This window comes from Streptomyces hebeiensis, from assembly GCF_052983195.1.
The window spans coordinates 2,418,763-2,431,086 of record NZ_CM129812.1 but is presented as its reverse complement, the minus strand read 5'-3'; the positions used below and the strand labels follow the sequence as shown (position 1 = coordinate 2,431,086).

Genomic DNA, 12,324 nt, shown 5'->3' with positions numbered 1-12,324 from the left:
GTGCGGACCCGAGCGGTGAGCGCCCGAGCGGCGTGGCGCGGTCCCGTCGACAGGTGGGCGTTCAGCGGTCCGGTGGCCGCCGGTCCGACGGCCGTCCGGTGGCCGGACCCGGGGACCCGGCCGGTTCGCCGGTCAGGCCGGTGGCGTGTCCTGTCCGTCGTCCGTGGCGCGGCCGGTGCCGTTCCCGCCGGACTTACCGCCACCGCCACCGCCACCGCCACCGCCCGTGAACCGGTCGCGGAGCTTGCCGCCCAGGTCGCCCGCCCCGCCCGCGATGTCCCCGACGAGCTTCATCAGCGGGTCCTTGCTCGTGCGGACCGTGTCCGCGTAGTGCGACGCGGACTCACGGAAGGAGTCCGTGACCGAGGTGTCCTTGTCCTCGTCGCGGCGCGGGTAATGACCGTCCATGAGCCGCTGGTAGTCACGGCTCTCGGCCCACTTCTTCAGCTCGGCGGCCCGGACCGTCGTGAAGGGGTGCGAGCGGGGCAGCACGTTGAGGATCTTGAGGACGGAGTCGCGCAGATCGCCGCCCGACTCGTACTCCTCCGCCTGCTCCAGGAACGCGTCCACGTTCATCTCGTGCAGGTGATTGCCACCGGCGATCTTCATCAGGCCGCGCATCGACGCCTGCGGGTCCTGTCCGACCAGCAGCCCCGCCCGGTCAGCCGACAGCTCCGACTTGCGGAACCACTCGCGCAGCGCGGTCACGATCGCCATGATCGCGACATTGCCGAGCGGGATCCAGGCGACCTTGACCGCGAGGCTGGTGAGGAAGAGCAGTATCGTCCGGTAGACCGAGTGACCCGAGAGGGCATGGCCCACCTCGTGGCCGACGACCGCCCGCATCTCCTCCTCGTCGAGCAGTTCCACCAGGCCCGTGCTGACCACGATGAGCGGCTCGTCCAGCCCGATGCACATGGCGTTGGGCCGCGGGTCCTGGGTCACGTACATGGCCGGGACCTTCTCCAGGTCCAGGATGTAACAGGCGTCCTGCAACATCGTGTGCAGGTGCGCGAACTGCGTCTCGCCGACCCGTACGGAGTCGGAGAGGTAGAGCAGCCGCAGGCTCCGCTCCGGCAGCAGCGCGCTCAGTGACTTGAAGACGGTGTCGAAGCCGCTCAGCTTGCGCAGTGCCACCAGCGCCGAGCGGTCCGCCGGGTGTTCGTACGCCCGTGAGGAGATGCCGGGGAAGCGCCGGCGCTGCCTGCTCGGCACGCGTCCCGAGGACGGCGGTCCCCCGGGCCCGTCCGGCTTGCCCGGTCCGCTCGCCCCGTTCGGCTCACCGCCGTTGTGCCGTGCCTGGCTGTCGTGACGGTCATCGGTCATGGAAGTCCCCTGTTCGTACGAGTCCGCTGCTCGCTCGTCCCCCTGCCGCGCCCAGCCTAGGTGCTGGGTCTACCGTGGAGCGGGGCCCACGGCCGTGAGTCAACAGGGAAAGAGCACGGGCCCGGCCGGACGGTGATGGCCCCGGCCGGACGGTAAAGACCGAGGAGCACCACCGACATGCCGGAAACCGCCACACTGCTCGCCGCGGCTTCTGATCAACAGGGACCGGGCGACACGATCCGGATCGTGCTGGTCGTCTCGCTGGTCGGAGCCGCCCTGCTCGCCTGGTTCCTGTTGCGCGGATACCGCGACAACGACCCCAACGACTGAGTCGGCGTAAGCGTGCCCGAGGGGCCCGCATACGATGTGGGCGCAGTCACCGCTCCGAACCGACGAAAAGGGCCCGCAGAATGAGCCTCTCCTCCGGCACCGCCGCCAGCCTGGTAACGCTCGCCGAGGGCGTTGAAGGCGGCAACCACGAAAGCCTCAACCCGATTCTCACCGGCGGTGGCGCCCTGTTCGCCCTGCTCCTGCTGCTGTGGATCACCACGCGCTTCAACCGCGACCGCTGAGCGGCCGCCGGGCGGCGTCCGGAGCGGCCGCGGGGGAATCGAGACGGCCGGGGCAGGATCGAATCCCCGTGCCAGTAGGCTCTGCACGCATGGGAGACCAGCAGACGCCCACAGATCCCGCGTCCGATCACGACGCGGCACCAGGCACGGGGCACGGCACGGGCCACGGCAAGCGCCGACTCGGCGTCATGGGCGGTACGTTCGACCCGATCCACCACGGGCACCTGGTGGCGGCCAGCGAGGTCGCCGCCCTGTTCCACCTGGACGAGGTGGTGTTCGTACCGACCGGGCAGCCGTGGCAGAAGAGCCACCGGACGGTCTCCCCGGCCGAGGACCGGTACCTGATGACGGTCATCGCGACGGCGTCCAACCCGCAGTTCTCGGTCAGCCGCAGCGACATCGACCGCGGGGGCCCGACCTATACGATCGACACGCTCCGGGATCTGCGGGCCCTCCACGGTGACGCGGATCTCTTCTTCATCACCGGAGCCGACGCGCTCTCCCAGATCCTGAGCTGGCGGGACCACGAGGAACTGTTCTCGCTCGCCCACTTCATCGGGGTCACCCGGCCGGGCCACGACCTGACCGACGACGGGCTGCCGAAGGGCGGCGTCTCGCTGGTGGAGGTCCCGGCGCTGGCGATCTCGTCCACGGACTGCCGGCAGCGGGTCGCCGAGGGCGATCCGGTCTGGTACCTGGTGCCCGACGGTGTGGTCCGCTACATCGACAAGCGGCAGTTGTACCGGGGCGCGTGAGCCAGGGAGCATGAGCCACGGAGAGGGGCACACCGGGTGAACGACCAGCAGCAGCCGTACGATCCGTACGGCCCGTACGATCCTCAGCCGCGGATCGTCGGGTACGACGCGTACGGGCAGCCGGTGTACCAGCAGGCTCAGCAATCTCAACAGCTCCCTCAACAACAGCAGCAGTCTTACGAGCAGCAGCACCACCAACAACAACAGCAGCAGCAGCAGTACGACGCCTACGGGCAGCCCCAGCAGCAGGCGTACGGCCACGACTACGGCCACGACCCGTACGCACAGCAGCAGGGCGGGCAGCAGGGCGGGCAGGGGTACGGGTCGTACGACGCGTACGGCTACGCCACGGACCAGCAGCAGCCGTACGGAACGTATGACCCCTCGGGCGCCCAGCAGTCCGCTCAGCAGTGGGACATCCCGCAACAGAACCAGACGCGGACTCAGACGCGGTCTCATGAGGAGCGGCAGCGACAACCGCTCGCTCCGGAGACGGCGACGGAACCGGAGGCCGGGCGCGCCTCCGCCGTCCCCGGGCCACGCCGCGCGGAGGCGGACCCGGCCGAGCGCCAGGACGCTCCCGCGGGCACCGACCCCGCCCATGGCGCCGGAAGAGCTGGGACCGCCGGAGACACCGCCGACAAGGACTACCGCACCGAGCAGTTCTCGTTCATCGAGGAGCCGAACGAGGAGTCCGAAGACGTCATCGACTGGCTCAAGTTCACCGAGAGCCGCTCCGAGCGCCGCGAGGAGGCCAAGCGGCGCGGCCGGAGCCGGGTGGTGGCGCTGACCGTCGTACTGGCGCTGGCGCTGGGCGGCGGGGTCGGCTACCTCTGGTACGCGGGCATGCTGCCCGGCACCTCGGGCGGGGACCGGACGGCGAGTGCCGCCTCCGGTCCGGAGAAGCGCGACGTGATCGTGGTGCACCTGCACAACACCGAGGGCAAGGGCACCTCCACGGCGCTGCTGGTCAACAACGCCACCACCGGACAGGGCACGACCCTGTTGCTGCCGAACTCCCTGTCGGTCGCGGACGAGGAGGGGGCCCCCACGACGCTCGCCCAGTCCGTCGACAACGACGGCTCGGACGGCACCCGGGAGTCGATCGGTTCCCTGCTCGGGACCAAGATCACCGGAACCTGGCGGCTCGACACCCCCTACCTGGAGAACCTCGTCGAGATGGTCGGCTCGATCGAGGTGACCACCGACACCGAGGTCCCCGCCGCGAAGAAGGGCGAGGACCCGCTGGTCGAGAAGGGCGAGAACGAGACGCTCAACGGGCGGATGGCCGTGGCCTACGCCACGTACCGGGCCGGTGAGGAGCCCGAGACCAAACAGCTCCAGCGCTTCGGACAGGTCCTCCAGGGTGTCCTGCGCAAGATGTCGGACGACCCGGAGGCGGCGACGGTCACCATCGAGACGCTGGCGATGATCCTGGACCCGTCGCTGCCGGAGAAGGACCTGGGCGCCTCGCTCGCCAACCTCGCCGAGCACGCGAAGGTGGGCGACTACCGGACGTCCGTCCTGCCGGTCCAGCCGACCGGCACGCTCAGTGACAAGACCGCGGAGACCGTCGTCAAGGACGTCCTGGGCGGCTCGGTCAAGGCCCCGGAACCGGGCGCGGCCGTACGGGTCGGCGTGCGGAACGCGAGCGGCGCCCAGGACGCGGCGGAGTCCGCACGGATCTCCCTGGTCAACGCGGGCTACGCGTTCGTGGACGCGGGCACGGACGACGCGGCCCCGACATCGCGGGTCAGCTACGGCGACGCGGCGAAGAAGTCCCAGGCGGAAGAGGTCGCGAAGACGCTGGGGCTGCCGACGAGCGCGGTACGCCAGGACAAGGCGGTACCGAACGCGGACGTCTCGGTGGTCCTGGGACAGGACTACGAGGTCGATTAGGGCCGGCTGTCAGGTTCGCGGGGGAGGCGGAGACTCGAAGGTGCGTTTCAATGGCCGCGCGTGTTGTCGGTGGTCCGTGAGACCCTGTTGTTTGCCACGACCGCCGACGAAAGCCTGCCTGTGACCGCCACCGACCGTTCCATCGAGCTCGTCAACGCCGCCGCCCAGGCGGCCGCCGACCGGCTCGCGCACGACATCATCGCGTACGACGTCAGCGACGTGCTGTCGATCACCGATGCCTTCCTGCTCGCCTCCGCGCCCAACGACCGCCAGGTCAGGTCGATCGTCGACGAGATCGAGGAGCGGCTCCAGAAGGAGCTCGGCGCCAAGCCGGTGCGCCGGGAGGGTGACCGGGACGCGCGCTGGATCCTCCTCGACTACGTCGACATCGTCGTGCACGTCCAGCACACCGAGGAGCGGGTCTTCTACGCCCTGGAGCGGCTGTGGAAGGACTGCCCCGAGCTGGACCTGCCCGAGGACGCAGTCAAGACCCGCGGCGCGTCCGACGCCGCCGCCGTGCCCGCCGCCGACCCGGACGGTGAGCTGAGCTGAACGGGAGCAAAGGGGGCAGGGGCCGCCGGATCATCCTGTGGCGCCACGGCCAGACGGCATGGAATCTGGAGCGCCGCTTCCAGGGCACCACGGACATCGAGCTCACCGACACCGGGCTCGGCCAGGCCCGCAGGTCGGCCCGGCTGCTGGCCTCCCTGAAGCCGGCCGCGATCATCTCCTCCGACCTTCGGCGGGCCGCCGCCACGGCCGGTGAGCTGGCCGCGATCACCGGCCATGACATCGCGTACGACGCGGCCCTCCGGGAGACCTACGCGGGCGCCTGGCAGGGGCTGACCCATGAGGAGATCATCGCCCGGTTCGGCGAGCAGTACGCGGCCTGGAAGCGCGGCGAGCCGGTGCGGCGCGGGGGCGGCGAGCTGGAGACCGAGGTCGCCGACCGGGCCGCGCCCGTGGTGCTGCGCCACGCCGAGAAGCTGCCGGACGAGGGCACGCTCGTCGTGGTCAGCCACGGCGGCACGATCCGTACGACCATCGGGCGGCTGCTGGGGCTGGAGGCGCACCACTGGGAAGGCCTCGGCGGGCTCTCCAACTGCTGCTGGTCGGTCCTCGGCGAGGGCGCGCGCGGCTGGCGGCTCACGGAGCACAACGCGGGCACGCTTCCCGAGCCGGTCCTCGGCGACGACGACTGAGCCCCGGCCCCGGCGCCCCTGAGCCCCGGCCCCGGCGCCCCTGCCGAGCGGATTTCGCTTTCCGGCAGGTCGCAGGCTAGAGTTCTTCTTGTTCGCAGCGCGGAGCGCGGAGCGCGAAGAACACGCGGGGCTATAGCTCAGTTGGTAGAGCGCCTGCATGGCATGCAGGAGGTCAGGAGTTCAATTCTCCTTAGCTCCACAATCGCGACACCGGATCCCGTCCCCGACAGGGGGCGGGATTTCTGTTGTCCGGGAACCGGGGCGGAGACGGGACAGGGAGACGCGGGAGTACCCGGGGCGGGGTGACACCGGGAACACGGACACCGGGACGCGTGGACGCGGAGCCACCGGAGATACGGGTCCCTGAGGGGACGAGTCCCAACGCCCGTGCACCGCAAGCGTGTTCGGGCCGCCGTGCCCGAACGGGCCGGAGCGGACGGGGCCACGGGCGGCCGACCGGCGCCGATCTCCCGTACCGGCCCTTGCCAGGTGCGTCCTTTCAGGCTGACCGGCCTGCTCCGGCGTGGCAGAATCGGACGGCCGGACGGGGACGAGGGACCGGACAGAGAGGGAGTGCGTATTGTCCGCCAGCAGCATCGACGAACCCGATGACCTGCTTGTCCCACCGGCGATGCGTGGGTGCCCCGACCGCCCCTCACGCCACTCGGGTCACGTGGCTCCCCCACTCGGCGACAACGGCAGGACTGCCCACGCGCGCACGGCCCGCGGCCACAGGCGGAGTTGACCATGGGGGCGCACAGGCGAAAATGCGACTGGTGCGGCAGTGGCACGCCCATCGTCCGGGACATGGATCCGCCCAACCCCAAGTACCAGTACTGGTGCGAGGAGTGCGCACAGGCGCTGATCATAAAGGGCGACCCGATCGAGACCTACCGGGAGTTGGAGGGTGAGCCGATCTACGGGCGGCTCCTGGACGAGCACTGCACCCTCAAGCGGTTCTACTCGTTCGCCACGGCCTGAGTCCCGTACGCGCGCCCGGGACTCGTGCGCGCGACGTACAGCAGGAGCGCCAGGGCCGTCAGCGGGTAGAGGGCGGCGAGCACCGGCCGGACGATGTCGCCGACGGGTTCGCCGCCCGGGACCCCGCCGAGGCCGCCGGTGCCGGGCACCGGCCACCACAGGGCGTACGAGCAGAAGACCAGCCCGGCCGCGACCGCCCACGGCGGGCCGGCGCGCACGGCCAGGAACAGCACGACCGGCACGCACCACACCCAGTGGTGGGACCAGGAGACCGGGGAGATCAGCAGCGCGGTCGCGGCGCAGCAGACGAGGGCCCCGGCGCGGTCCTCGCGCCGGGCGGCCGCCACCGCCGTGGCCAGGCCCGCGGCCGCCACCACGGCGGCCGCGACGGGCCAGAGCCAGGCCGGGCCCTCGGTCCAGGACCCGGCCCCGTGCGCGACGTCCGGCAGCCGGGCCAGCACGCCGCGCAGCGACTGGTTGGCGACGTCCTCCGCGCGGCCCGCCCGGTCCGCCTCGAACAGGACGCCCGTCCAGAACCGCAGCGAGTCGTGGGGGAGGACCGCGGCGCCCACGCCGCCGGCCACGGCGAAGACGGCCGCCGCGGTGGCGGCCAGGCGCAGCCACGGGCCGCCGGGTCCGGGGGCCCGGCGGCCGCCGCTCGTCCGCAGGGCCTCCCCGGCCCGTACGAGGCCCGTCAGCAGCGCCACGGCGGCGAACAGGGCGGGCGTGAGCTTGACCGCCGCCGCGAGGCCGATGCCGGCCCCGGCCCCGCGGTGCCCCGCCCGCCGCGAGAGGTCCCACACCACCGCCACCGCCAGCAGCAGATTGATCTGCCCGTAGCGCAGCGTCGTCCAGACCGGCTCGCACCAGACGGCGAGCGCGGCCGACCACAGCGTGACCGTCCAGGCCCGGCCCCGCGTGGCGTGCGGTACGACGACGCGCAGGCAGAGCCGTACGAACACCACCAGGAGCAGCAGGTTCGCGGCCGTGGCGAGCGCGCGGAGCACCGGGACGCCGGGGAGGGTGAGCACGGTGAACAGCAGGGCCGCGAAGGGCGGGTACGTCGCGGGCAGATGGGCGTGGGTCACGCGCATCGCGTAGAGATCGCCGTCGTCGAGCACCGTCCGGCCCTCGGCCCGGTAGACCATCAGGTCGATCATCGAGACCCCGGCCGCCCGCTGGGCCGCCCAGAACGCGGCGAAGGACACCAGACAGGCCGTCACGGCGGCGAGAACGCGTCTCCTGGACACCTGCTCCGCACGTCCCGCACGTCCCAACGGTGCGTCTGTGGCCGGAGTGTCGGGCAGGGGCTCGGGCGGGGTGTCGGGCGGTGAGCCCCCGGCCGGCGTACTTCTGGATACGGAAACGGTCACATCGGTGACCATATCGGTCGAAATAGGTGCAGAGTGGATTCGATTGGTGAGGGGCCCGAAAGAACGTGTACTCTTGTCGACGTCGCCGAGGGGAATCCCGAAGAGGCGTCCCATAAGGGGCTATAGCTCAGTTGGTAGAGCGCCTGCATGGCATGCAGGAGGTCAGGAGTTCAATTCTCCTTAGCTCCACAAGCGGCACGACAGTGCGATGAAGAAGCGGACCGCCCGATCGGGGTTGGTCCGCTTTCTCGTATCGCATCTCCGTAAGGTGCGGCTTTCCTGCTTCCTTGGTGTGCTGTTTGCCTTTCGACGGCAGGGCGCGAACGGACCGGCGGGCTCCCGCAGGAGCCCGCCGGTCCGTTCTGTTTTCAGTTGTTGGCCACCGCGGCGGGTCAGCCCCGGCCCGAGCCCAGCGCCTTGCGGCCGCCGCCCGGGGGCAGCTCCGCCCGCGCGGGCTTCTTCTCCGGCGTCCGCGGCGGGCCGGACCGCTCCAGCCGGAGCGCCAGCTCGGGGCAGCGGCGCACCGCGCGCTGGGCGCGCGCCTGGAGGTGCTGCGGGACCGACGCGTTGGAGAACATCGGGAACCCGTCCGCGGCGGTCCTGATCAGCTCCGGGAGTACGTCCGTGCACAGCAGATGGCCCTCGCACAGGGTCCAGTCGATCACCAGCTTCTCGCCGCTCGGGATCGACTCCTCCGTCGCCTCCTCCTGCTCGGGGCCCGGCAGCGGGAGCACGCCGTACGTCTCGCGCCCGCACCCGCCGTGCAGCACATGCGCGGCGAGATCGTCCGTGAACGCCGACAGGGTCGAGGCGAAGAAGCGGGCCGAGCCGTCGGGGTGGTGGCACACGCCTCGGCCCTTGACGGCCTGGGTCACCGCGCGCAGCGCCTCCAGGGCGGCCTGTCCGCCGCCGTTGATGACGTCCGAGAGGCCGCCGGCCGCCGCGGGCAGCCCCCGGTAGCAGGGCCCGCACTGGCCCGCCGTCTCGGCCGCCAGCCAGTTGGCCACGTGCAGCGCCTCCCCCAGCGGACAGCTCTCCGGGCCGATCGGCAGGATGGCGCCGGCGCCCAGCGCGCCGCCGTAGGCCGAGAAGGACTCCTTGGAGATCACGGCCTCGTGTGCGGCCACCGAGTCCATCCAGTTGCCGTGGTAGCCACCGGTCAGCACGCCCTGTGGCACCGGCGGCGCGCCTGCCATCTGGAGCACGTACGGCAGCGGCACCCCCGTGGGCGCCTCGATCACCATGGGGCGGGCGACCGCGCCGGAGATCGTGAGCATGACCGTGCCGGGTTCCGATTCGAGACCGGTGTGGTTGTAGCGCCGGGCGCCGACCCGGGCGGCGACGGCGATCTGCGCGAACGTTTCGGCGTTCGACAGGAGCGTCGGGGCGCCGTCGACGCCCGACTCGGACGAGCGCCCGCTGCGGCCCGGCGGCAGTGCGGGACCGCCGTTGACGGCGCGGATCACGGACCCCGCCGCGCCGGAGACCATGCGCTCGGGAGTCCGTACCACCCGGGCTCTCAACTGCTGGCCGCGCCGGTCGGACAGGCCCCTCTCGGCCAGTGCCGCGCGGATGGAGACCTCGGTGGAGTTACGGGTGACGACCACCACCAGCGTGCGGGCGCCCAGGGCCTCGGCGGCCAGCAGCGCGCCGTCCAGGATCAGGTGCGGAGCCCGGTTGAGCATGACGGTGTCCTTGCGGCAGGGCGGCTCCCCCTCACTGCCGTTGACCACGACGACCGGCCGCACCCCCCGCCGGATCGCGGCCTTGGCCACGGAACGCAGCTTCTTGTGGAAGGGGAACCCGGCGCCGCCGCGGCCGGTCAGGGATATGTGCTCGGCGAGCTGTGCCAGCCGTTCACCGGTCATCGCCTCCAAGGGGCCGTGCACCTTGAGGTGCATGGGCAGGTCGAGACGCTCGACCAGGTCGAACCCCTGGGTCAGCTGGGGCAGGCCGACGACGCGGACCTCGGGGACATCGGGGAGCGGGGCGTTCACGGTCGGTCTCCTGCGGATGGGTTCCAGGGCTCCCCGCCCCGCGGCTGGTAGAGGGGGCCGAGCGGGGGCTCGGCTCCGACGGATGGGGCGGGGGAGGCGGGCGGGGCCTGCGGGGTGGGTGTCTGGGCCTGGTAGGCCTGGCCGTCGTAGGCGGGGACGGCGCCGGTGTCGTACGGGGGGACGGGGCCCGAGCCGTACGTGGGGACGGCGCCGGTGTCGTACGCGGGCGCGGGTCCCGCGCCGTAGGGGGGCGAGGCGTTCTGACCGTACGCGGCGGTGTTCGGGTCGTAGGCGGGGACGGCGCCGGTGTCGTACGCGCCGACGCCGGCCCCCGCGTCGTACCGCGGTGTCTGGCCGGTGTCGTACGGGGGGACGGGGCCCGAGCCGTACGCGGGGACGCCGCCGGTGTCGTACGCGGGCGCCGCGGGCGGGGTGACGAACGCCTGGGCCGGCTGGGGCGGGGACGGCGTGGGCCAGGAGCCGCCCTTGCCCAGCGGGTCGTCCGTGATGATCGGGAGTTCCTCGGTCATCGGGATCCGCTCGGCGAGCGGGATCTCGCCGCTCGGCGGCCCGCCGGCCGGGCCCGTGTCGGGCATCGGCGCCGTCATGCCCCGGCTGTCCTGGCCCTGGCCGGAGACCGCGCGGTAGCCGGCGGACAGGTTCGTCCCCGTGTCCTGGAGCGGGTCGGGGCCGAGGCCCGGCAGGACATCCGCCCGGGAGGCGATGAAGGTGTCGGCCGTGGGGTCGACGGGCGCCCGCGTCGCCTCGTAGAGCGGCGGGTTCGGCGCGGCGATCCGCGGTGTGCCGCGTCCCGGGCCGGACACCGACCCCATGGACTGGGTCGAGAAGGCCGGTTCGCGCGCCGACGCGGTCTCCTGCCGGTCGCGCGCCGCGCGCTGCGACGGGATGCCGCCCGAGCCGGGCAGGCGGCCGCCCGAGCCGGGCAGGGGCGAGGAGACGAGATTGCGGCGGGCCGACTCCTCGTTCGCCATCGGAGGCGCGGACCCCGACCCTCCGGTGATCGCCAGGATCACGTCGGCCACCCGGCGCTTGGTCGGGGCCGGCAGGAGCCGCAGCGAGAGGCCGGCGGCCACACCGAGCATGGTCAGGCCGTACAGCCAGGTGACCCAGGACGCCGCGGGCCGGCCCGCGAACAGCCCGTGGACCAGTCCGGCGCACCAGGCGGGGTAGGCCACCATGTGGATCGCGCGCCAGCGGCCGGCGTACCGGGGAGTGGGCACGAAGACGCTGCGGGCCGCTCCGGTCAGGGCGGCGACGACCATCATCAGCGCCGCGAACGACCCGAGGCCGATCAGCGCGCCGGTGCCGGTGACGCCGAGGCTGAACGGGATGAGCGCGCCGATCAGCGCCACCTTGCCGAGGAACACCTTGATGCTGATGTGCAGCAGCAGGAAGACGAGCGAGCCCACTGCCGTCGTCCGGTGGATCGCCTGGGAGATCAGCCGGTCGCGCGGCGACAGGAACAGCCTGTCGCTGGCTATCAGCCCCCAGACGACGGCTCCGGAGAGACACAGCAGAGCCAGCACGCCGGCGCCGAAGTCGATGAATTTCTGGAAGGCGTCGCCTCCCAGGATGGCGAGTGCGGGGAGGACTACCAGTGCGGCGAGGGTCGCCACGGCGGCCGCCTGGCGACTTTTGCCCAGCTCCGGGTTGGACGAGGAGCTGAGCTTGCTTAGTGGGTTCATAGGGGGGCAACTCCGAATGGCTCGGGAAAGCGGTCCCGTTGCCGCATGCTAAGTGGAGCCATACCAGGCGGTACTGCGTTTGCGGGTTTAACCGGGGGAAGGTGAGTTAGCCAACTCTTCATTGGTCCGGATCGGGTCGATACGCGGGGTAAGTCGTCTGTTCGGCCTGTCGAACGGGGGGGTGTGGGGACTTCTTCGGAGAGGCATGTCGACGGTCCGGCGTCAAGGCGCTTCTCGGCCGGGTGGCGTCTTGTGTGGCGGCTCGCGTGGCGTCCCGCCTGGCGGCTCGTTGGCCAGGGGCTCGGGGCCTTGGCGGGCCTTGGAGGCTCTTGGGCGGATACGCCGGTGCGGCGTATCCGGGCCCTGCGGTACCCTGGCGCCATGCGTGCCGTACGCCTTCTGCTTAGCGAGCCGCGCTGATCAGTCCCGACGGACCAGAGAAAACCCGTCGGAATCGGCGCGGCTTCCCCTCCTGTGCGAGGGGTTTTTTCATTCGCAGGCAGAGACGACCGA

General features: G+C 71.8%; 11 protein-coding genes and 2 tRNA genes. 9 read left to right on the top strand and 4 right to left on the bottom strand.

Annotated elements, in window-relative coordinates; genetic code table 11:
- Positions 1 to 132: 132 nt before the first annotated feature.
- The gene (locus ACU6P3_RS10375; protein ID WP_447196865.1) at positions 133 to 1,326 is read right to left on the bottom strand and encodes a M48 family metallopeptidase; all 1,194 of its coding nucleotides are present in this window, start codon (positions 1,324 to 1,326) and stop codon (positions 133 to 135) included.
- Between the two features lie 177 nt (positions 1,327 to 1,503).
- On the opposite strand from ACU6P3_RS10375, the gene ACU6P3_RS10370 reads away from it, so the two are divergent.
- From ACU6P3_RS10370 to ACU6P3_RS10335, 8 genes are all read left to right on the top strand, one after another.
- Positions 1,504 to 1,656, top strand: coding sequence for a hypothetical protein (locus ACU6P3_RS10370; RefSeq protein WP_344283566.1), 153 nt, complete (start codon positions 1,504 to 1,506; stop codon positions 1,654 to 1,656).
- Between the two features lie 80 nt (positions 1,657 to 1,736).
- Complete coding sequence (locus ACU6P3_RS10365) at positions 1,737 to 1,898, top strand: hypothetical protein (protein WP_344283563.1); 162 nt, start codon at positions 1,737 to 1,739, stop codon at positions 1,896 to 1,898.
- A gap of 89 nt (positions 1,899 to 1,987) precedes the next feature.
- A complete protein-coding gene (gene nadD / locus ACU6P3_RS10360; RefSeq protein ID WP_447196864.1) occupies positions 1,988 to 2,653 on the top strand; it encodes a nicotinate-nucleotide adenylyltransferase in 666 nt (221 codons plus the stop codon).
- 36 nt (positions 2,654 to 2,689) lie between these two features.
- Positions 2,690 to 4,552: an LCP family protein gene (locus ACU6P3_RS10355; protein WP_447196863.1), complete on the top strand. Its 1,863-nt coding sequence runs from the start codon at positions 2,690 to 2,692 to the stop codon at positions 4,550 to 4,552.
- A gap of 120 nt (positions 4,553 to 4,672) precedes the next feature.
- The gene (rsfS, locus tag ACU6P3_RS10350; RefSeq protein WP_030748048.1) at positions 4,673 to 5,104 is read left to right on the top strand and encodes a ribosome silencing factor; all 432 of its coding nucleotides are present in this window, start codon (positions 4,673 to 4,675) and stop codon (positions 5,102 to 5,104) included.
- Positions 5,101 to 5,754 (top strand): histidine phosphatase family protein, encoded by a 654-nt coding sequence (locus ACU6P3_RS10345; RefSeq protein ID WP_447197834.1) that lies wholly within the window; start codon positions 5,101 to 5,103, stop codon positions 5,752 to 5,754. The genes rsfS and ACU6P3_RS10345 overlap by 4 nt, the downstream gene beginning before the upstream one ends.
- A 126-nt stretch (positions 5,755 to 5,880) precedes the next feature.
- Positions 5,881 to 5,953 (top strand) — tRNA-Ala (locus ACU6P3_RS10340).
- Positions 5,954 to 6,501: 548 nt separating this feature from the next.
- Positions 6,502 to 6,735, top strand: coding sequence for a hypothetical protein (locus ACU6P3_RS10335; protein ID WP_447196862.1), 234 nt, complete (start codon positions 6,502 to 6,504; stop codon positions 6,733 to 6,735).
- Here the strand turns inward: ACU6P3_RS10335 and ACU6P3_RS10330 are convergent.
- The gene (locus ACU6P3_RS10330; protein ID WP_447196861.1) at positions 6,714 to 7,985 is read right to left on the bottom strand and encodes a glycosyltransferase 87 family protein; all 1,272 of its coding nucleotides are present in this window, start codon (positions 7,983 to 7,985) and stop codon (positions 6,714 to 6,716) included. The two genes, ACU6P3_RS10335 and ACU6P3_RS10330, sit on opposite strands and share 22 nt — an antisense overlap.
- Positions 7,986 to 8,224: 239 nt before the next feature.
- Here ACU6P3_RS10330 and ACU6P3_RS10325 point away from each other — a divergent pair.
- Positions 8,225 to 8,297 (top strand) — tRNA-Ala (locus tag ACU6P3_RS10325).
- Between the two features lie 203 nt (positions 8,298 to 8,500).
- Here ACU6P3_RS10325 and ACU6P3_RS10320 read toward each other — a convergent pair.
- Positions 8,501 to 10,105: an NADH-ubiquinone oxidoreductase-F iron-sulfur binding region domain-containing protein gene (locus tag ACU6P3_RS10320; RefSeq protein ID WP_447196860.1), complete on the bottom strand. Its 1,605-nt coding sequence runs from the start codon at positions 10,103 to 10,105 to the stop codon at positions 8,501 to 8,503.
- Positions 10,102 to 11,811 carry a ferric reductase-like transmembrane domain-containing protein gene (locus ACU6P3_RS10315; RefSeq protein ID WP_447196859.1) on the bottom strand — a complete coding sequence of 570 codons (1,710 nt, stop codon included), beginning with the start codon at positions 11,809 to 11,811 and terminating at the stop codon, positions 10,102 to 10,104. The genes ACU6P3_RS10320 and ACU6P3_RS10315 overlap by 4 nt, the downstream gene beginning before the upstream one ends.
- Between the last annotated feature and the right edge of the window lie 513 nt (positions 11,812 to 12,324).

Coding starts and splice junctions, on each gene's coding strand:
- nadD (WP_447196864.1), top strand. CDS start 1,988: ATGGGAGACCAGCAGACGCCCACAGATCCCGCGTCCGATCACGACGCG.
- ACU6P3_RS10370 (WP_344283566.1), top strand. CDS start 1,504: ATGCCGGAAACCGCCACACTGCTCGCCGCGGCTTCTGATCAACAGGGA.
- ACU6P3_RS10375 (WP_447196865.1), bottom strand. CDS start 1,326: ATGACCGATGACCGTCACGACAGCCAGGCACGGCACAACGGCGGTGAG.
- ACU6P3_RS10335 (WP_447196862.1), top strand. CDS start 6,502: ATGGGGGCGCACAGGCGAAAATGCGACTGGTGCGGCAGTGGCACGCCC.
- ACU6P3_RS10365 (WP_344283563.1), top strand. CDS start 1,737: ATGAGCCTCTCCTCCGGCACCGCCGCCAGCCTGGTAACGCTCGCCGAG.
- ACU6P3_RS10315 (WP_447196859.1), bottom strand. CDS start 11,811: ATGAACCCACTAAGCAAGCTCAGCTCCTCGTCCAACCCGGAGCTGGGC.